The organism is Mucilaginibacter sp., assembly GCF_028287845.1.
Taxonomy (GTDB): Bacteria; Bacteroidota; Bacteroidia; order Sphingobacteriales; family Sphingobacteriaceae; genus Mucilaginibacter.
Map to the genome: position 1 here is coordinate 1 of NZ_JAQBOW010000012.1, position 18,025 is coordinate 18,025.

The following is an 18,025-nucleotide window of genomic DNA, read 5'->3' on the forward strand; positions in this document are numbered from 1 at the left end:
GCCAGTTCTTCGGCAACATCGGGGTGGTTTAGCACCTGCAGGGCCCCGAACAGTTCGGTATCGCTTTCGCGTATCTGTATAGCTAAAACACCTTGTGCAGGTGCGGGTACAATTTCGTTAGGGGTTAGTTCTTCTACGTGAAATTCGCTCAAGTCAATCCCTAAACGGCTAACACCGGCTTTGGCCAGCATAATGGCGTCGTAATTTTCTTTGCGCAATTTACCTATGCGGGTAGGTACATTGCCGCGAAGGTCCTCAATTTCCAGATCAGGGCGATAGGCCAGTAGCTGTGCCTTGCGCCTGTTGGATGAAGTGCCTACAATAGCGCCAAATTTTACAGATAGCTTTTGGTGAACATCCACACAGTCCTTCAAGATCAGCAGCAGCTCAGAAGGGTCTTCCCGCTCTGATACTGCCGCGATGATGAGTCCCGGAGGGTTTTCGGTGGGCAGGTCCTTGTGTGAGTGTACCGCAATGTCAATAGTACCTGCCAATAATTCTTCTTCCAGCTCTTTGGTAAAAAAGCCTTTACCTTCTAATTTATCAAAACTTAAATTAAGTAAGCGGTCGCCTTGTGTCTTAATAATCTTTAGCTCTACAGTAATATTCACTTTTGCCAGGCTGTCCTTAACAAAATTAGCCTGCCATAGTGCAAGTTCGCTTCCGCGTGTACCTATAATTAACGTTCTTTCCAAGTGGTTATTCTATTTGCAAGTGCAAATTTAATTTTTTATACGGATGGTTGTCTATTTTATTAATGATATGAAAATAAAGTGACTATTCAATGAGTGTACGGGTAACCCCGCCAATACTATTGATGCCGCCAACCGGAAATTTAGTTTTTTAAAAAAACATTTGCGTAACCCAAAAGTTACCTATATCTTTGAGTAACTTCAAAGTTACATATATGAAAAAAAGCATTAAACACCAATTTTTCTTCCCTCATCCACCTCAAGCGGTTTGGGATTACCTCACGAAACCTGAATTAATGGAGCTATGGCTCATGAAAAATGATTTTCAGCCCGTTGTAGGGCTCGACTTTCAATTCCGGACAAACCCAATACCGAGCCTCGATTTCGATGGGATCTTCTACTGCAGAGTATTAGAGATAGTTCCTTTTAAAAAGCTTTCATATTCATGGAAGAGCGGCCCCGGTGGTGGCGAGATAACGCTTGATTCTGTAGTTGTTTGGAAATTGCAGCCAACAGATAAAGGCACCGATCTTTTTTTAGAGCATAGCGGTTTCGCGAAAAAGGAAAATCTGAGTTTTTACAATGGTTTGGCAGATGGCTGGGTTAAAAATATACAAAAGATGATGAATCATTTAAATGCTGAATAACATGGCAATACCAAGGCTTGACGCATTCCAGGTAATCGGTGATCCCAGCAGGCGAAAAATGCTAATGCTGCTCTCCGCAGATAGCTTGACTATCAACAGTCTTGCTGATAATTTCGATATGAGCCGTCCCGCCGTTTCAAAGCATATTAAAATATTGGAAACCGCTGGCTTCATTTCTATCCAGGATATTGGCCGGGAACGGTATTGTATGCTGAAAAAAGATGGTTTTGAAGAACTGCAAGGCTGGATCTCCTACTTCGACGAATTCTGGGCATCGAAACTAAAAAAGTTAGAAACACTATTAAATAACAAATTACCAAACTAAAAAAACAATGAAAATGACAACATCAGATTTTACCACTACCCTGTTGGTAGACCAAACTCCGGCAGAAGCGTTCAATGCCATCAATGACGTTCGCGGATGGTGGTCAGAAGAAATTGAAGGCAGTACAGACAAACTCAATGATGAGTTTAAATATCATTTCGAAGATATTCATTCCTGTAAAATGAAATTGATAGAAGTTATTCCCGACAAAAAAGTTGCATGGCTTGTTATGGACAACTATTTTAAATTCACGAAGGACAAAAGCGAATGGATAGGCACAAAAATTAATTTTGAGATCACTAAACAGGATAACAAAACGCAAATTTGCTTCACTCATCAAGGTTTAGTTCCCGAATATGAATGTTATGATATCTGCTTTAATGCATGGACCGGTTATATACAAAATAGTTTGCGTAGCTTGATTAGTACAGGTAAAGGGCAGCCCAATAGCACTGGCAACCCAAAAACTGCAGACGAAGAGAAACTTCTGGCTGACCGAAAGTAATTGTGACAAGATTTGACAGCATTCAAATCTTGATTGTAAAACAATATTAAAACCAAAAAGACACATATGAAAGACTATCAAAAAAGCATTACAGTAAACAACCCGGCCGATGAAGTGTATTCAGCTATTATTGAAACCATTCAGGACTGGTGGAGTGATGATTTTTCGGGAGTTGAAAAGCCATTCGTCAACAAGTTGTCTGGTTATACCTAAAGGCTGGATAGAAACTGTCCCGAATTATCTCAATGAGTAAAAGAAGTATTTTCGCTTCGCTCCTGATAATAGTGTACCAGTGTATCCAAATTATCTACGGAAATATTTAAATTATCAATTTTTACAGTTAAGTGTTTTTCAGGCACCTGGTAGGCAAGATAATGAGAGCCCCTTCTCCTCCAACCTATTTCTTTTACCTTAACTTCTGTTATTTCATGCCAGGGATAAAATGGCACCGTATCGGTTTGTATGCCTTTATTATTGATAATTATGCGGGGCTCATCAATAATAAAATTTCTGCCTTTTATATAAATAAAAATACTGGTGAGTATACCAAGCATTATACCGCCGGCATAATAATCCGGCCCCCGTGTTACAAGATATACAGCGCATCCAAATCCAATGAATAATAAAACCAATTTAAACAGTGCGTCGCCTTTAGAATAATAAATTCTTGTTTCATCCGGAATTGGATTAGCTACAACAATATTTCCCCTGGTGAATCTCATTAGTATATAGCACTTTAGATAATATCTAAGTTACTGAATTACATTGACAAAAAAAATATATTATTTTCTGTCTGGCGTGCAGAGATCGCCACGTTACCGCTGATGATGACGTACGGCTGAGCTATATTAATAAAGAAGAATTGGGGATAATATTAATGATTATTGATCAAAATATCCTTAGCCATTACCATGGGTACGCTAATGTATTTTTTTTCCATGTAGTTGATAACGCGTTCCAGCACCTCGCGCGATTGCTGGTCCATGCCTTGCAGCTCGTCGGCAAATACACTATTGATGGCGGTATTGCGTATCTCTTTTATCTTTTCGGGCACCTGGCGCATGGCTAATTCTATGCGACGCTGTTTAAGCATCTGTATAAATTCGGCCATATTTTGCGCTATTATAGCTTCGGCATGGGTAAGCTCTTGATAACGCTCTTGTAAATTGCGTTTGGCAACCTCGCTTAAAGAACACACCTCTATATAATTTACCGGAAACCGCTCCAGTACTTCGGGCGCGGTATCATTAGGTATAGCCAGATCGACGATAGTTTTTTTGCCGGTTTCGCCGTTTAGTAAGCTTGCATAAATTTCGGGCGTAATAATAGGCTCTGTTGCTGATGTAGAGGTAATAATAACATCAAAGCCCTTATTGTAAGTTTTTAATCCATCCAGCGTAAATGCTTCTCCATTCAAATCAACAGCCAGTTTTTGGGCCTTTGACAGGGTGCGATTAAATACCGCGAAGTTGGAGAATTTATGTTTTTGAAGATATTTGGAAATATTTTGGTTGGTTTCGCCTGCGCCGATGATAAGGATACGCGCGTTTGAACATAATTTAAGATCATTAAGTTTACGATAAGCCAACGACACCACCGAAATTGGATTTTTAGCGATGTTGGTATTTGTGTAAACCTCTTTAGCTGTTTTAACCACACAAGTCATGAACATTCGCAGGCAGTCGCCGGTAAGGCCCGCCTCACGGCTATCCTCATAAGCTTTTCGCAGCTGTGATAAAATTTCTTTTTCGCCAACCACCAGACTTTCTAACGAGCACGACATACGCAGTAAGTGGTTAAGCGCTTCCTGGTCCTGGTAAATAGAAGCCGCGTCAACAAAAGCACCCATATGTTCTGCGCATAGGTCGATGTCTAATGCTTTAATAAGCTTATTGGCAAATGCTTTGTCAACATCCTCGGGGGTTATTATTACAAATTCAACCCGGTTACAGGTAGCCAGGTAAAAAATTTCGGATATACCAAACTCGGCTTTTACATGCTGGAGCTTATCTGTAAGATTCTCCTCGCAGATTACCAGTTTCCCCAGCTCCTTTAGTTCGATCTGTTTATGTGTAAAAGCTATTACCTTTAAATACTTCAAAGCATTTTAAATTTGACCCAACAAAAGTAACATCCTAAACCAGAACCAATGTCAAGACTTTGTCATACCGTTGAATTTAGAATGTTTATAAATAAACGGCATTTTATTATTCAAATAGTCGTTTTATAGCCAAAAATATAGCTAAAATTACGAAAATGCTAAAAAAAACCAGTTTGCTTATCCTCATAACCGGCTATTTATATGCCGGAGTAAACCATTTCCGCAATCCGCCGTCGTACATCCGCATCATTCGGCATTATATTCCATATCCCCAATTTATAAATTCTTTGTAGGGTGTTCTTGAAATATTGTTTGGCGCGGGATTGATGTTTAAAATACCACATCTGTTTGCCGCCATTAGCCCAAGTTTAATGCTGACGGCGTATTTACGCATGCATATACAAAATAGGTTGGAGATGCGCCGTTAAATTGGGTACATTTACCTTTACTGTTTTAATGGCTGTTGCGGTTGCATCACAGCCGACATTGATAACCGGGGCGCGGGATGGAAGTTTTGTAACAACCACAGGTAAAAAGCATCTATAACTTGGTTAACGCCGCGCATTGTGGTATAATTGGCTTATATAACAATGATTAAAAAAGAATTTTTCACACTATCAGGCGCTAAAGGCAGGGGCATGTTAATGGACCTTACTTATGATGAAAATTTTAAAGATGCTCCGCTGGTTATCTTCGTACATGGCTTTAAAGGGTTTAAAGACTGGGGTGCGCATAACCTGGTAGCCAATTACTTTGCCCAAAACGGTTACCGTTATTTAAAATTCAACTTTAGCCATAACGGCACCACGCCTGATAATCCGATAGATTTTACGGACCTGATAGCTTTTAGCGACAATACGTTTTCTATTGAGTTGGATGACCTGAACACGGTTATTGATTTTGCCATTAATGGCTCGGCAATACCGCGGGCAAATGGCGTATATTTAATTGGCCATAGCATGGGTGGCGGCATTAGTATAGTTAAAACTGCCGAAGATAAGCGGATAAAAAAACTGGTTACCATGGGTTCTACTTCAAGCTTTCATAACCTTTGGCCTAAAGAAGCCGAACAGCAATGGAAATTACAGGGCATAATGTATATGCTGAACAGCCGTACCAACCAACAAATGCCTTTAAAGGCCAGTTTGTTGTACGACCTGGATAAACACCCGGAAAGGCTTAACGTTTTAAAAAAAGCAGCTGAAATAACGCAACCGTGGATAATTATACATGGCGATGCGGATAAAACCGTAGCTCCTACCCATGCCGAACAACTACATACGGCACAACCCCATGCCGAACTATTGCTAATAAAAGGTGCCGACCATACCTTTGGGGGCACACACCCCTATGCTAAAAATACGTTACCTGCTGATTTGCAAAAATTTTGTAATGCGGCCATCAAATTTTTAAATAAATAATTTAATACAACGCCATTTAATACCTTGTTGTATAATTATATACCGGTACTTTATGTAATATGTAATGTGAATATGATATCAGAGTCAAGAAAAAAAGACGGAAAATATTTAAACCCCATACCAACAGACGAAGCTGGTTTTGACAAGATGATACCCATTATGCGGGCCTATGCTACCAACAAGGCCGAGGTGGTACCACATAAAAACCTGGGGCCTTTTAAAACTGATACTTCCATTTTTACAACGCCGCCAAAAAGCGGCCTGCGCATAACCTGGGTGGGGCACTCCAGCTTATTAATAGAAATTGACGGGCGAACCATTTTAACCGACCCGGTTTGGAGCCAGCGGGTATCTTTTGTGCAATGGATGGGACCAAAGCGTTTTTTTAGGCCGCCTATAGCTTTGAGTGATTTGCCCCCATTGGATGCCATCATTGTATCTCATGACCATTATGACCACTTGGATAAAGAAACCATTAAGTTTTTTGCGGGTACCGATATACCGTTCTATTGCTCACTAGGCGTTGGACAGCATTTGGAGAAATTTGGCATCGTAAAAAATTACATTACCGAAATGGATTGGGGTGATAGTGTAATGATAAATCATGATTGTGTGATAACCGCTGCACCGGCAAGGCATTTTTCGGGCAGGGGGATATTTAGACGTAATGAAACTTTGTGGTCGTCATTTATCATAAAGGGCAAAAAGCACAATATATTTTTTGGGGCCGATTCGGGATACTTCCCGGGGTTTAAAGAAATAGGAGAGTTATATGGCCCATTTGACCTAACCATATTAGAAATTGGCGCCTATGGCGAGTACTGGCCCGATATACACATGGGGCCTGATAATGCATCAAACGCCCACGTGGCTTTAAAAGGCAAATTAATGATGCCGATACATTGGGGCACCTTTAACCTGGCGCTGCATGATTGGTTTGAGCCTATTGAAAAACTGCAACAATATGCTGCCGATAAAAAGATAGAACTATTTGTACCCGAACCTGGCAAGCCAACCGAAGTTACGGGGGCGTATAATTCTGGTTGGTGGAAACCATATTTATAGTTTGCAGCAGGTAGAGAACAGTTTGCAGTTAAAATTTACTGCCAACTGTTCTCTGAAAACTGTTAACTGCTATAACACTTCCTTCAAATGCTTATAATTTGCTTTAACGGTATCCAGCACTTCGTCCATTCTGCCATTTAATACCAGTTTGGTCATGGATAATGCCATGCCTTTTACCTGTTCAAACTCAATTTTTGGCGGCATGGCTAAGGCATTGGGATCGGTCATGATATTTATTAATACAGGACCTTTATGTTGCAAGGCTTCCTGCAATGCTTGTTTAACATTATCAGGCTCGGTCACTGTAATTCCTTTTATGCCCATAGCTTGTGCCACTAAAGCAAAATCAGGGTTAACCATATCGGTTTGCCAGTCGGGCAGGCCGGCAACTTCCATTTCAAGCTTTACCATACCTAATGACCGGTTATTAAATAAGATGATCTTAACCGGTAATTTATATTGAACTATAGTAGCCAAATCGCCTAAAAGCATAGATAAGCCCCCATCGCCACACATAGCTATTACCTGCCTGTTGGGGCACGTTAATGCCGCGCCAATAGCCATAGGCATAGCATTAGCCATGGAACCATGATTAAAAGAACCTAACAGCTCACGTTTGCCGGTGGCGTTAATATATCGCGCTCCCCATACGCACGACATGCCAGTGTCAACCGTAAATATGGCGTCATCAGCAGCTAGCTCATCCAATATACTGGCAACCTTTTCGGGATGAATATTATCGGTTTCCCCGCCATCATTCACATAGCCTTGCATCTGTTTTTTCACCTCGGCATAAAACTCCAATTGCTCTTTTAAAAAGCTATCGTCCTTTTTTTGAGCGACCAATGGCAACAAAGCTGTTAATGTATCTTTTATATTACCACATAAACCCATATCCACTTTAGCACGGCGGCCCAAACGCTCGGATTTAATATCCACCTGTACAATTTTGCACTTTGGTGGCATAAACTGGGCATAAGGGAAATCGGTACCCAGCAGGATCAGCAGGTCGCATTCATGCATACTATGAAATGCCGATGGCAAGCCCAGCAAGCCGGTCATGCCAACCTCATTAGGGTTGTCATATTGGATACTCATTTTACCTTTGAAAGAATAGCCTACCGGTGCGTTTAGCTTATTGGATAGATTTACTACCTCATCGTGCGAATCCGCTGCACCTATCCCGCAAAAAACAACTATCTTTTTATGCTCATCTATTAATTGAGCCAATTGTTTCAAATCAGTGGCTGAAGGTCTGACCTCGGGAACAGGATTATAATTTTGTGTAGAAGACACTCCTTCTTCTGCATTCATTTTGGTGAGGTCGCCGGGCAGGCCTATTACTGATACCCCTTTTTTATTCAAGGCATACTGTATGCCTGCCTGCAGCATACGCGGAAATTGAGCCGGCGTGGTCGCTATTTGGTTATAATGGCTGCAATCGTCAAAAAGCTTGATGGTATTGGTTTCCTGGAAATAGTCTGTACCAAATTCCATACTCATAACGGTTGATGCGATGGCAATTACAGGCGCCCCGGCTTTATGGGCATCATACAATCCGTTAATTAAATGTACGTGACCGGGGCCGCTGCTGCCAGCGCAACAGGCAAACCCCGACAGCTGTGCCTCGGCACTTGCTGCGAATGCTCCGGCTTCTTCGTGGCGTACATGTATCCATTGTATACTGCCTTCGCGCCTTACCGCGTCGTTCACCTCGTTCAAACTATCGCCGGTTACGGCGTATATTCTTTTTATGCCATTGTTAACCAGCATTTCTACCAGTTGGTCGGCTACGTTCTTTACCATATTACATACTTGCTTTAAAACTTTAACCAACCAACTGTGTGTGAGTTTTAAAATTTGTAAATAAGGGCAAAGATCAGAGATTAGTTATTAAAGATCAGGGGAATAATTTTAAAGGCTAAATTTAACAGACAAGTATTAATCTTTAAACCGACGGCTCTATCCAGTTACCATCCTCGCGGATAATACCTATCAATTCGTCAAGCGCGTTGGCGGCGCTGATGTTTTTCTTTACCGCTTCCTTGCCGCGATAAAGCGTGATCTTATCGGTGCCTGATCCTACATAGCCGTAATCAGCATCGGCCATTTCGCCGGGGCCATTTACTATACAACCCATGATGCCAATTTTCAATCCTTTTAAATGACTGGTGCGGCTGCGGATCATCTGCGTAGTAACCATCAAATCAAACAAAGTGCGCCCACAACTTGGGCACGATATATATTCTGTTTTTGATATGCGCGATCGCGTTGCCTGTAAAATGCCAAACGCGGTGGAAGTTATTGTTTTAATGTCGATTGAAGGCACGTCTATCCATATACCATCGCCAAAACCGTCAATTAGTAAAGCGCCCAGATCTGTAGCGGCTTGTAGTTGTAAGTTCTGAGTCTTGAGTTCTGAGTCTTGAGTTTCGAAACTGTAACTTCTTTTGATGATAACCGGCACTTCCAGCTCCAACTCTTCCATTTTAAAGAAGAACAAGCGCTGATCAGCCATGCCATGCAGGGCATCAGTCTCCAAAACAAAAACCAGTGAATTGCTGAAAGGCAACAAACCAAACTCTTCCGAATCAATATCCGCAGGTTTTAACCGCACCAGGTTCAATGCTGATGAACGATCGTTGGCATTTACGTACTCACTCAAGGTAAATACAGGGTGGCAATTAACTTTATGGGTTAGTTTTTGCCAGGTTGGGTAATTATATAGTTGCTTTAAGTTAGCGGGCAGGTTAAATGATGGCAATTCATCACCCAAAAACACAAAATCAACCGACTGATCGGCCATATTATATTTATCTAACAACGGCGAATAGATATAACCGGCATCATTAAGCACCGAAGCATCTTTCAGATTAGCTTCCGACAGATCAACCACCACGCGCGGCACCATGTGCCCCCCTATAAAAGCGTTGGCTTCGTAAGTGTGGCGCTTTTTGTATTCGTAGGGACTGTAAGAAGAAGGTAAAAGGTTAAAGGTTAAAGGCGAAAGGTTTGTATTGTCCTTAATATCACCTTTAACCTTTTGCCTTTCAGCCTTTAACCTCTCCGCATAGCGGTTCACCAAAGCAATAGCTACCGGTGCCTCTGCTTCGGGTTCTTCGGTAAGAGATACACGGACGGTATCGCCCAGGCCATCTTCTAATAAAGTACCTATCCCAACGGCTGATTTGATGCGGCCATCTTCGCCGTCGCCGGCTTCGGTAACGCCTAAATGCAGCGGATAGTTCATGCCCTCGGCTACCATGGTTTCAACCAATAAACGGTAGGCCTGTACCATAACCTGGGGGTTGCTTGATTTCATGGAGATAACCAAATTATAATAATTCAGCGTTTCGCACATCCGCATAAATTCCATCGCCGACTCGACCATGCCCTGCGGGGTATCGCCATAACGGCTCATTATCCTATCGCTTAACGACCCATGATTAGTACCAATGCGCATGGCGGTACCATATTCCTTGCATATTTTTACCAGTGGCGCAAATTTTTGGTATATGCGCTCCAGTTCGCCCTGGTATTGCAGGTCGGTATAATCTATCTGGTCGAATTTCTTTTTATCGGCATAATTGCCCGGGTTAACACGTACTTTTTCGACAATGCGGGCGGCGACTTCGGCAGCGTTGGGGGTAAAGTGGATATCGGCAACCAATGGTACTGTATAACCCCGCTGGCGCAATTGTTTTTTTATCTCCGCTAAATTCTGTGCCTCTTTAATACTTGGCGCGGTAATGCGCACATATTCGCAGCCCGCATTGATCATCCGGATAGATTGCTCTACCGTACCTATAGTGTCCATGGTGTCGGTAGTGGTCATGCTTTGTATGCGGATGGGGTTATTACCCCCCATGGGCACATCGCCGATAAAAACTTCGCGCGTTACAAAACGCGAATATTCTGTTAGTGAGTTACAATATCGGCCGGGAAGTAATATAGTGGGGGTGTGCATGCATAAGAAATTTAATGCAAAGATAAGGAATACTAATAATGTCCTTTTAACGATAGTATAAAGACTACGTCATCATTTACTTCATAAACCAATCTGTGTTCTTTATTAATTCGCCTTGACCACGCGCCTGAAAGGTTATATTTTAAAGGCTCGGGCTGACCAATACCTTTGTAAGGATCATCACTAATAGCTCTAAGCAATTCTTTTATCTTTTTTATAATTTGCTGATTTCCGCTTGTTTTTAAATAATCAAGGTCAGCATCAGCTTTCTTAGTAAATTTTATGATCACAGATCATCAATATTTACAACACGAGTTTCACCTCTTTTAACCTGATCTCTACTTTCTTGTATTTTGGCGACAAATTTAGGATCGTAAGGCGACTTTTCTTCTTCAAAAGAAATTTTAAAAGCTTTCATAAAAGTTTTCAAGGCTGCCAATTGCTCTTTATTACCAGGATGTACGATTAATGTTTCCATACTACAAATTTAAGACTTTTTCCTTACATCACTATAATCATATGCCCTTCCCTCTTCAACATCTTATAATCCGTTTTTGAACTTCTTTGACATCTTTATATAAGCTAATATACGAAATATGTTTTCGCTATAAATTTTTCGATAGTAATTATTTACCTTTTAAAAGTATTTTTGCCTCCACGATGAACGAAGAATACTACCTGGTAACGGGCGACGATAAAAAAGGACCATACACCCTTGACGAATTAATGGACATGGATATTGATATTCATACAGAAATTATTACGCCATTAAGTGACAAACCGCAATACGCGTCTGAACTGCCGGAGCTGAATGATTACTTTGAGGCACAGGGTATATACTTCCCTACCGAGGACAACCTGGCTCCCTTTGGCAAACGTATTGCTGCTTTTTTTATTGACTATTTTGGGATATATATCATTGTATCAAACATAGCAACACGCACAGGATGGGTTACATTACCTACCGATTACAGAATTGGTATGCCGGTGCCTAACTCCATGCTGATACTTACTATAAGTGTTTTAACTACATTTCTGATTTACAACACCATTTGTGAAGCTACCGATTTAAAAGGCAGCTTGGGTAAAAGAATATTTAAATTAAGTGTGGTGGATATTGATGGCAAGAGATTGTCGTTGCCGAGAGCCTTCCTTCGTAATTTGGGCGTAACGCTGTCTATTACTATATGGATACCGTTTTTAAGCGTATATTTTAGCGAGCACCGCCAGGCCTGGTATGATAGTTTAGCTAAAACATATATTATATCAACCCCTTGATTTTAAGGTGAGGAGATCAATATCTTCTCACCTTAAAATCAGCCATTCCGCCGCTCATTTTTATATATATCTTATTCTTAGCGCTGCTAAAGCCCGGGGTTTCATAATTATTGTCTGTAGTTTCGGTAAAACCCTCAAAGTTTTTAGAAGACAACCCTGTTTCGCTTATAATCCTGCAGGCTGCATTTTCAGGAATGCTGATATTTGTTGCAGACATGCCTGTTGATATAATAACATTGGTGGCGAGTAATGGCTGACCCAGCTTTACATCAAATGCTGCCGCGCCGCCACTTATCTTTAATAATCTTACCTTGAATTTAGTTAAATCAAAATTTAGTTTGGTAGCACCTGCTTTTACATTAATTTCCCATTCGGGGTTTGGATTGAGCTTAAAAACTGCCGAGTTTGTTTTATCATTTTTGCCATCATTATCACCGTCGTGCCAGTTCCAGTTAATGCCATGGCTATTTTTCATGCTAAAATCAAGCACATAAACAGAATCTTCTTTACTATGGTTAAAAGTGTAGTTGCCCCTGAATTCTTTGGTACTGGCGTTAAATAGCTGGTTAGTAGTATCACTTAGACTGTAAATGGTACCCCCACCGCTAATATTAAGGCGGGCAACTTTTATATCATTGGTAAAAGGTTCGTTATAAACACTATTGCCTTCAATTTTAACTATGCCTTTGCCGCTACTATCGTCGTCATCATCATTATCATCATTGTAGTTATAAGTATTGTTGTTCCAAAAACCATGATGGCTACCAAAATTGCCAAATACAATTAACCCAAAGCCAATTATAATTACGGCTAACTTAAGCAGCATGGCCCAGGTGGACCTGTTATGAGCAAATATTAAATTAATACCGCCAATTACTATAAATATGGGCCATAGGTATATAAAGTTTTGCCAATGGAAATTTATATAGCCATAGTTGTGAAGCAGTATTACCGCTCCAATTAATATCAGGACTACCCCCGGAATTATTTTATCGTTTCTCATGATTGTAATTTTTATGTTGATAAAGCTATTGCATTTATCTATTTGTTATTCTGCTGGCGGCGTATCACCTGTTGTGGATATATCACCGGTTGCTTCTTCTTTTTTTTCTGCTTCGGGTTCTTTTGCAGCGTGCCAGTTTTCTTTTTCCCACGGGTTTTTCTTTTTGCGGGCAAATACCAACACTAAACCCATCACAATAAATATTAGCGGCCATAAACGGTCAAAGTCCCAATCAGGCAAAAAATCAAACTCATCCAGCAAAAAGAAAGAGCCAAATGCCACTAAAGCAATACCTATAATTATTGACGCGGTTGATGCTCTTTTTGGCGGAGCTACAAATGGCACCCCCGGTTGCTGAGGAGGGGTAAAACTTCCATATGGATTTGGCACACTGTAATCAACCGGATTGTTTGGCTGTGGCGGTACAGTATAATCAACCGGGCCGCTGTTATTAACCGGACCATAATTACCCGGGCCATTAGCATTAAAGCCATAAATCTTTTTAGGTAATACTATCCATAATATAATATAAGGGACAAGAGCCACCCCTTTTAATATTAACACAAGCAAAAACACTACCCTTACCAGGATTACGTCTACGCTCAGATAATCAGCCAGGCCGGCGCATACGCCTGCTATCATTTTATGCTGCTCATCCCGTTGTAATTTCTTTTCCATGATCTTAATTTTAATCAGTTTATAATTGCCCGCCAGCGGGTTTTATTATGAGTTCGTCAACATTGGCTCCTTTGCTCATTTTGTAAATATTTACAATTGCCGATGCTATGTCTTCGGGCATCACCATTGTATCTTTGTCAACGGCTTGGCCCTTCCATGAGTCTGTTAATGTTGAGCCGGGAATAACCGCAGTTACCTTAACCCCATGCTGTTGCATCTCTAATCTCATTACGTTATTGAGACTATACAGTGCAGCTTTTGTTACACTATAAATGCCCGCTTCGACCACCGGATGGAGCGCCGCGACCGAGCAAATATTGAAGATATGACCTTCACCGACAGAAACCATAGTTTTACCGAAAAAACGGTATAGTTCGTAGGAAGGCATTAGATTGGTATTTATCATTTTTTGGAATAAATTTTTTTCATCATCCAGTATTTTAGAGTACGCGTACATACCTAAATTGTTTACAAGGATGGTAATTGTGCCCAATTCCTGCTCTGCATTTTTGGCAAATTGCAGCAATTCGTCCTTGTTACTGCCATCAGCAACGGCGGTAAAAACCTTTATGGCGGGGTTAATTTGCAGCAGCTCGGTCTTAAAAGCCGCCAGATCTTCGGCCTTGCGCGAGTTAACTGCAATATTTATACCTTCATGAGCTAAAGCAATAGCTATGGCGCGACCTATACCTTTAGTGGCACCGGTAATCAGAGCATTTTTCATAATGAATAAAAGTAGGGGAAATTATTGGATTGCCTATTTTACTTATGTTTGTATTATTTGTATCTCGTTAGTTTTAAACAAACCACCCCCAATTCTGTTAAATAGCGTTAACTTTTATCAGGTTCAAAGTAAAAACGTATTTTTAGCAGAATTTTACAGCAACGCATGTTTTATAGTTTAGGCAAATACATACTCTTATTACGTTTAAGTTTCCGCAGGCCCGAAAAATTCAGTGTTTACTGGGCCGAAGTTATGCGCGAGATGGTTTCCATCGGTATTGGCTCTTTGGGCATTATCGCTATTATATCTCTTTTTATTGGCGCGGCAACCACTATACAGGTAGCTTTTCAATTAAGCAGCCCGCTGGTGCCGCTTAGTATTGCGGGGAAAATAGCGCGCGATTCTACCATACTGGAGTTTAGTCCCACCATATCAGCATTAGTACTGGCCGGTCGTGTTGGCTCAAGCATTGCCTCGCAAATAGGCACCATGCGGGTTACCGAGCAAATTGACGCGCTGGAAATTATGGGGGTAAATGCTCCCGGCTATTTAATATCGCCCAAAATCATTGCCAGCATGACCATGGTGCCCTTACTGGTCATCACATCAATAACCCTGGGTATAACCGGTGGTTATATAGCTTGTGTAGTATCCGGTGACATTACTCCTGCCGATTACTTAGCCGGCGTCCGGGATGGTTTTGACGGATTGACCATACAGGTTGCATTGGTTAAAGCAATAGTATTTGGCTTTCTAATTTCTTCCATTTGTGCTTATCAGGGTTTTTATACATCTGGCGGCGCGTTAGAGGTTGGGCAATCATCAACCAAAGGCGTGGTATACAGCTGTGTAATGATTCTGTTTGCCGATTTGGTGATAACGCGTATTATGCTATGATTGAAGTTAAAAACATTCATAAAACATTTGGCGAGAACGACGTGCTCAATGGCATATCGGCAGCATTTAAAAAAGGTAAAAACAATTTAATTATTGGCGGGTCGGGCTCTGGTAAAACCACTTTGCTAAAATGTATTGTGGGCCTGCATGAACCAACCAAGGGCAATGTTTTTTTTGATAACCAGAATTTTACCGACATGAGCTTTGAGCAACGTGTGCCCATACGCACCCATATTGGTATGCTGTTTCAAAACTCTGCCCTGTTCGACTCGATGACGGTGGAAGAGAACATTATGTTCCCCTTGAACCTGTTTACTAAACGAACCCATGCCGAAAAATTAGAAAGAGCCAATTTTTGCCTGGAGCGGGTTAACCTGGCCGGCAAGAACGCACTGTACCCGGCCGAACTATCGGGCGGGATGAAAAAGCGGGTAGGGATTGCACGCGCCATATCTATGCAGCCCAAGTATTTATTTGTGGATGAACCCAACTCGGGCCTCGACCCTAAAACGTCTATCCTGATAGATGACCTTATAAATGACCTCACCGAAGAATATCAAATGACCACCGTTATTGTTACCCACGATATGAACTCGGTTATGGGTATTGGTGATCATATTATCTTTTTGCACAACGGCGAAAAATGGTGGGAAGGCAGCAATAAAGAAATTGCCAAAACCGACAACAAAGAATTAAACGAGTTTGTATTTGCCAGTAAATTTATGCAAGCAGCGAAAGCTAAATTATAGTGATTAGAGGTTGGTGATTAGAGATTAGACTGCCGATTATTGATGCCTTTGTTAGTGTTTTGTTACACTCTGTGGTGAAACAAAATGTAACAAGTGTAACAAGATTTTGACTTAAAGCATTGTTTATAAGATAATTGCGAAAAAGTGATGTAACAAAATGTACAACTTATTCGTCAGTATTTTTATGAATGATATTAGGTTAATATATTAATTGTCAACTAAATACAAATCAGCTGTTTTAAAGGTAGTGAAACAACTTTTTTTGATGACCTTGCTGGTGTTGTCATCATAGGTTTTGGGATAAACTTGCGAAGTTTTCAATAAGTTATTTCTTCGCCAAAGTATATTCTCCCCAAAAATCGGTAGGTGTAGTTCGTATTCCATCGAGTCTGGCAGACACGGCAAGAATCCTTACAACTCCCGGGGCTGTAGCCGAGGCACCATTGTCAGGAGTAGGTGGAGTTATCGGACGACCTCCGTTAACCCTTATGTGATATGCAAATTTTATAGCATCATTTGCTGAAAACCTCAAATATTTCAATCCAACAGATATTTCAAAAGTGTAAATCTTTCTTCTATCAAATAGTCCAGCAGCTTTAATACCATCAATATTATACACAGATAACAAAGTATCTAAATCTGGTATTCCTTTAATCCTTATCCATTTACAATTTATTTCTAATTTTTTATTGTTATATAGCATTGTAGAATCAGCAGCCCTTGCAGATGTATCTGGTACAAATCCTTTCCTGTTTCTTAAGTTAAACATTAGATGATTTTTTCTATCCGCCACAGGATAAGTAATACTTATATTATTTTTATCTTTTTTATCGGTTGATTTTTGAATGGTCAACGTAACACCACCATCAACTATCTTATTAATAATATCCGGGTCTACCGCCTGTACTGTAAGATAAAGGTTTTCGTCATCATTAGCCATTCTATAGAATATATCCGTAGCATGATTATAAGCCTGGAATTGATCACCCCACTCCGTTAACTTACCATCAATTTTAATATTAGCCGGAGCGCGCAAGCTTATTTGCTGCACATTGGGTAACTTCTGCGCATTTGCTATAAAAGCGATAACAAGAAACAATACTGATAAAACAATCTTAGTTTTTATTTGATATATTATTTTTTTGCTAAAGTATACTCGCTCCAAAAATCTGTATTGCTCATTAATAATTCCATATCTGATGACTTTCTGGTGGTCAAACCAATTGGCACATCAGTAACAGTTGCAGCTTCACCGGTTTTAGACTTCACAACTTTGGCATTTATGGACATTCCCCTTATCATCAAATTATAAAAAAATTTCGGCTGATTATTTGTAGCATTATTTAAGTATTTTAAAGGTATGGTCAATTCAAAATTTAACGCACCTGTCCTATCAAAAAGCAGAGCTGTTTTAATACCATAATTATTATAAACAGATATTACATTGTCAATTCCTTTTATTCCCCCCACTACCATCTCTTTTGACTCGTTAGTCAATTCTTTATTCATAATTGACCATAAAGAGTCGGTTTGTTTAGATTTAGTTTTACTATCTGCATATTCCATAAACTGCATATAAGCAGAACTTATGCCTAAGCGCCCTTTATTAGTTATAAGTGGGCCAACTCCTGCACCGTGCTCAAACTTATTTTTAGCAGGCGTTATACTTAGTACAATACCACCGCCAATTATTTTTTTTGCTACAGCTTCGTCTTTCGCCTGTACAATCAGGTACAGATTGTTATCATCATTAGCTATTGTATAAAAGGCATCAATACTATGGTTAAATGCCTGGAACTGGTCGCCCCAATCCGTCGTTTTGCCATCAATTTTAATACTAATTGGAGCGCGCAAGCTTATCTGCTGCACATTAGGCAATTTCTGTGCATTTGCTATGACAGCAATTGCACTAAACAAAGCCAACAAGAGCGGTTTCTTATTAATTATTCTCATTTTCAGGAAGATTAGGTTTA

The 18,025-nt window shown here is 40.5% G+C and carries 21 protein-coding genes; 9 read left to right on the forward strand and 12 right to left on the reverse strand.

The genetic code is table 11. The features are described 5' to 3' along the window. Positions 1-695, reverse strand: a 695-nt coding sequence (gene hemC, locus JWP71_RS01150) for a hydroxymethylbilane synthase (protein WP_299496151.1), incomplete at its 3' end; no start/stop codon positions are given. Between the two features lie 212 nt (positions 696-907). Here hemC and JWP71_RS01155 point away from each other — a divergent pair. The 4 genes from JWP71_RS01155 to JWP71_RS01170 all read left to right on the forward strand — a co-directional run bounded on the left by JWP71_RS01155 (position 908) and on the right by JWP71_RS01170 (position 2,382). Next, the gene (locus JWP71_RS01155) at positions 908-1,339 is read left to right on the forward strand and encodes an SRPBCC domain-containing protein (RefSeq protein WP_299496153.1); all 432 of its coding nucleotides are present in this window, start codon (positions 908-910) and stop codon (positions 1,337-1,339) included. A 1-nt stretch (position 1,340) separates the two neighbouring features. Continuing rightward, entirely contained in the window at positions 1,341-1,664 is a 324-nt protein-coding gene (locus tag JWP71_RS01160; protein WP_299496155.1) for a metalloregulator ArsR/SmtB family transcription factor, read from the forward strand. A 13-nt stretch (positions 1,665-1,677) separates the two neighbouring features. Next, complete coding sequence (locus JWP71_RS01165) at positions 1,678-2,169, forward strand: SRPBCC domain-containing protein (protein ID WP_299496157.1); 492 nt, start codon at positions 1,678-1,680, stop codon at positions 2,167-2,169. Positions 2,170-2,235: 66 nt separating this feature from the next. Then, positions 2,236-2,382, forward strand: coding sequence for a hypothetical protein (locus tag JWP71_RS01170; protein ID WP_299496159.1), 147 nt, complete (start codon positions 2,236-2,238; stop codon positions 2,380-2,382). A gap of 29 nt (positions 2,383-2,411) precedes the next feature. Here the strand turns inward: JWP71_RS01170 and JWP71_RS01175 are convergent, their stop codons facing one another. Both JWP71_RS01175 and hemA read right to left on the reverse strand, forming a co-directional pair. Then, positions 2,412-2,891, reverse strand: a complete 480-nt coding sequence (locus JWP71_RS01175) for a hypothetical protein (protein WP_299496161.1) — start codon at positions 2,889-2,891, stop codon at positions 2,412-2,414. 152 nt (positions 2,892-3,043) lie between these two features. Then, positions 3,044-4,270: a glutamyl-tRNA reductase gene (gene hemA, locus JWP71_RS01180; protein ID WP_299496163.1), complete on the reverse strand. Its 1,227-nt coding sequence runs from the start codon at positions 4,268-4,270 to the stop codon at positions 3,044-3,046. Positions 4,271-4,860: 590 nt separating this feature from the next. On the opposite strand from hemA, the gene JWP71_RS01185 reads away from it, so the two are divergent. Further along, on the forward strand, positions 4,861-5,691 hold the full coding sequence (locus JWP71_RS01185; RefSeq protein ID WP_299496165.1) for an alpha/beta fold hydrolase: 831 nt from the start codon (positions 4,861-4,863) through the stop codon (positions 5,689-5,691). A 72-nt stretch (positions 5,692-5,763) separates the two neighbouring features. Then, positions 5,764-6,756, forward strand: a complete 993-nt coding sequence (locus tag JWP71_RS01190) for an MBL fold metallo-hydrolase (protein ID WP_299496167.1) — start codon at positions 5,764-5,766, stop codon at positions 6,754-6,756. A gap of 69 nt (positions 6,757-6,825) precedes the next feature. On the opposite strand, the gene JWP71_RS01195 is transcribed toward JWP71_RS01190, so the two are convergent. The 4 genes from JWP71_RS01195 to JWP71_RS01210 form a co-directional block, all read right to left on the reverse strand. Beyond that, positions 6,826-8,562: a thiamine pyrophosphate-dependent enzyme gene (locus JWP71_RS01195; protein ID WP_299496169.1), complete on the reverse strand. Its 1,737-nt coding sequence runs from the start codon at positions 8,560-8,562 to the stop codon at positions 6,826-6,828. Between the two features lie 142 nt (positions 8,563-8,704). Next, complete coding sequence (gene ispG / locus JWP71_RS01200) at positions 8,705-10,723, reverse strand: (E)-4-hydroxy-3-methylbut-2-enyl-diphosphate synthase (protein ID WP_299496171.1); 2,019 nt, start codon at positions 10,721-10,723, stop codon at positions 8,705-8,707. A gap of 32 nt (positions 10,724-10,755) precedes the next feature. Continuing rightward, on the reverse strand, positions 10,756-11,013 hold the full coding sequence (locus tag JWP71_RS01205) for a Txe/YoeB family addiction module toxin (protein ID WP_299496173.1): 258 nt from the start codon (positions 11,011-11,013) through the stop codon (positions 10,756-10,758). Then, positions 11,010-11,201 (reverse strand): DUF2683 family protein, encoded by a 192-nt coding sequence (locus JWP71_RS01210; RefSeq protein ID WP_299496175.1) that lies wholly within the window; start codon positions 11,199-11,201, stop codon positions 11,010-11,012. Before JWP71_RS01210 ends, JWP71_RS01205 begins: the two co-directional genes overlap by 4 nt. 182 nt (positions 11,202-11,383) lie before the next feature. On the opposite strand from JWP71_RS01210, the gene JWP71_RS01215 reads away from it, so the two are divergent. Then, a complete protein-coding gene (locus JWP71_RS01215) occupies positions 11,384-12,001 on the forward strand; it encodes an RDD family protein (RefSeq protein WP_299496178.1) in 618 nt (205 codons plus the stop codon). A 16-nt stretch (positions 12,002-12,017) separates the two neighbouring features. On the opposite strand, the gene JWP71_RS01220 is transcribed toward JWP71_RS01215, so the two are convergent. Genes JWP71_RS01220 through JWP71_RS01230 form a run of 3 tightly spaced genes read right to left on the reverse strand, consistent with a single transcriptional unit; the run spans position 12,018 to position 14,406 of the window. After that, a complete protein-coding gene (locus JWP71_RS01220) occupies positions 12,018-13,004 on the reverse strand; it encodes a DUF5668 domain-containing protein (RefSeq protein WP_299496180.1) in 987 nt (328 codons plus the stop codon). Positions 13,005-13,049: 45 nt separating this feature from the next. After that, positions 13,050-13,682, reverse strand: a complete 633-nt coding sequence (locus tag JWP71_RS01225) for a PspC domain-containing protein (protein WP_299496182.1) — start codon at positions 13,680-13,682, stop codon at positions 13,050-13,052. Positions 13,683-13,701: 19 nt separating this feature from the next. Next, positions 13,702-14,406 (reverse strand): SDR family oxidoreductase, encoded by a 705-nt coding sequence (locus tag JWP71_RS01230; RefSeq protein WP_299496184.1) that lies wholly within the window; start codon positions 14,404-14,406, stop codon positions 13,702-13,704. A gap of 165 nt (positions 14,407-14,571) precedes the next feature. Here JWP71_RS01230 and JWP71_RS01235 point away from each other — a divergent pair, with 165 nt between their 5' ends. Together JWP71_RS01235 and JWP71_RS01240 are read left to right on the forward strand one after the other, a co-directional pair. Next, a complete protein-coding gene (locus tag JWP71_RS01235) occupies positions 14,572-15,303 on the forward strand; it encodes an ABC transporter permease (RefSeq protein WP_299496186.1) in 732 nt (243 codons plus the stop codon). Beyond that, positions 15,300-16,052: an ATP-binding cassette domain-containing protein gene (locus JWP71_RS01240; protein WP_299496188.1), complete on the forward strand. Its 753-nt coding sequence runs from the start codon at positions 15,300-15,302 to the stop codon at positions 16,050-16,052. The genes JWP71_RS01235 and JWP71_RS01240 overlap by 4 nt, the downstream gene beginning before the upstream one ends. Before the next feature lie 325 nt (positions 16,053-16,377). Here JWP71_RS01240 and JWP71_RS01245 read toward each other — a convergent pair whose 3' ends face one another. Both JWP71_RS01245 and JWP71_RS01250 read right to left on the reverse strand, forming a co-directional pair. Further along, a complete protein-coding gene (locus JWP71_RS01245) occupies positions 16,378-17,217 on the reverse strand; it encodes a hypothetical protein (protein WP_299496190.1) in 840 nt (279 codons plus the stop codon). Beyond that, positions 17,187-18,005 carry a hypothetical protein gene (locus tag JWP71_RS01250; RefSeq protein ID WP_299496192.1) on the reverse strand — a complete coding sequence of 273 codons (819 nt, stop codon included), beginning with the start codon at positions 18,003-18,005 and terminating at the stop codon, positions 17,187-17,189. The genes JWP71_RS01245 and JWP71_RS01250 overlap by 31 nt, the downstream gene beginning before the upstream one ends. Positions 18,006-18,025 lie beyond the last annotated feature (20 nt).

Bases quoted from the DNA above. Each gene is read 5' to 3' on its own strand.
- JWP71_RS01155 (WP_299496153.1), top strand. From the start codon at position 908: ATGAAAAAAAGCATTAAACACCAATTTTTCTTCCCTCATCCACCTCAA.
- JWP71_RS01160 (WP_299496155.1), top strand. From the start codon at position 1,341: ATGGCAATACCAAGGCTTGACGCATTCCAGGTAATCGGTGATCCCAGC.
- JWP71_RS01165 (WP_299496157.1), top strand. From the start codon at position 1,678: ATGACAACATCAGATTTTACCACTACCCTGTTGGTAGACCAAACTCCG.
- JWP71_RS01170 (WP_299496159.1), top strand. From the start codon at position 2,236: ATGAAAGACTATCAAAAAAGCATTACAGTAAACAACCCGGCCGATGAA.
- JWP71_RS01175 (WP_299496161.1), bottom strand. From the start codon at position 2,891: ATGAGATTCACCAGGGGAAATATTGTTGTAGCTAATCCAATTCCGGAT.
- JWP71_RS01185 (WP_299496165.1), top strand. From the start codon at position 4,861: ATGATTAAAAAAGAATTTTTCACACTATCAGGCGCTAAAGGCAGGGGC.
- JWP71_RS01190 (WP_299496167.1), top strand. From the start codon at position 5,764: ATGATATCAGAGTCAAGAAAAAAAGACGGAAAATATTTAAACCCCATA.
- JWP71_RS01195 (WP_299496169.1), bottom strand. From the start codon at position 8,562: ATGGTAAAGAACGTAGCCGACCAACTGGTAGAAATGCTGGTTAACAAT.
- ispG (WP_299496171.1), bottom strand. From the start codon at position 10,723: ATGCACACCCCCACTATATTACTTCCCGGCCGATATTGTAACTCACTA.
- JWP71_RS01210 (WP_299496175.1), bottom strand. From the start codon at position 11,201: ATGGAAACATTAATCGTACATCCTGGTAATAAAGAGCAATTGGCAGCC.
- JWP71_RS01215 (WP_299496178.1), top strand. From the start codon at position 11,384: ATGAACGAAGAATACTACCTGGTAACGGGCGACGATAAAAAAGGACCA.
- JWP71_RS01220 (WP_299496180.1), bottom strand. From the start codon at position 13,004: ATGAGAAACGATAAAATAATTCCGGGGGTAGTCCTGATATTAATTGGA.
- JWP71_RS01225 (WP_299496182.1), bottom strand. From the start codon at position 13,682: ATGGAAAAGAAATTACAACGGGATGAGCAGCATAAAATGATAGCAGGC.
- JWP71_RS01230 (WP_299496184.1), bottom strand. From the start codon at position 14,406: ATGAAAAATGCTCTGATTACCGGTGCCACTAAAGGTATAGGTCGCGCC.
- JWP71_RS01235 (WP_299496186.1), top strand. From the start codon at position 14,572: ATGTTTTATAGTTTAGGCAAATACATACTCTTATTACGTTTAAGTTTC.
- JWP71_RS01240 (WP_299496188.1), top strand. From the start codon at position 15,300: ATGATTGAAGTTAAAAACATTCATAAAACATTTGGCGAGAACGACGTG.
- JWP71_RS01250 (WP_299496192.1), bottom strand. From the start codon at position 18,005: ATGAGAATAATTAATAAGAAACCGCTCTTGTTGGCTTTGTTTAGTGCA.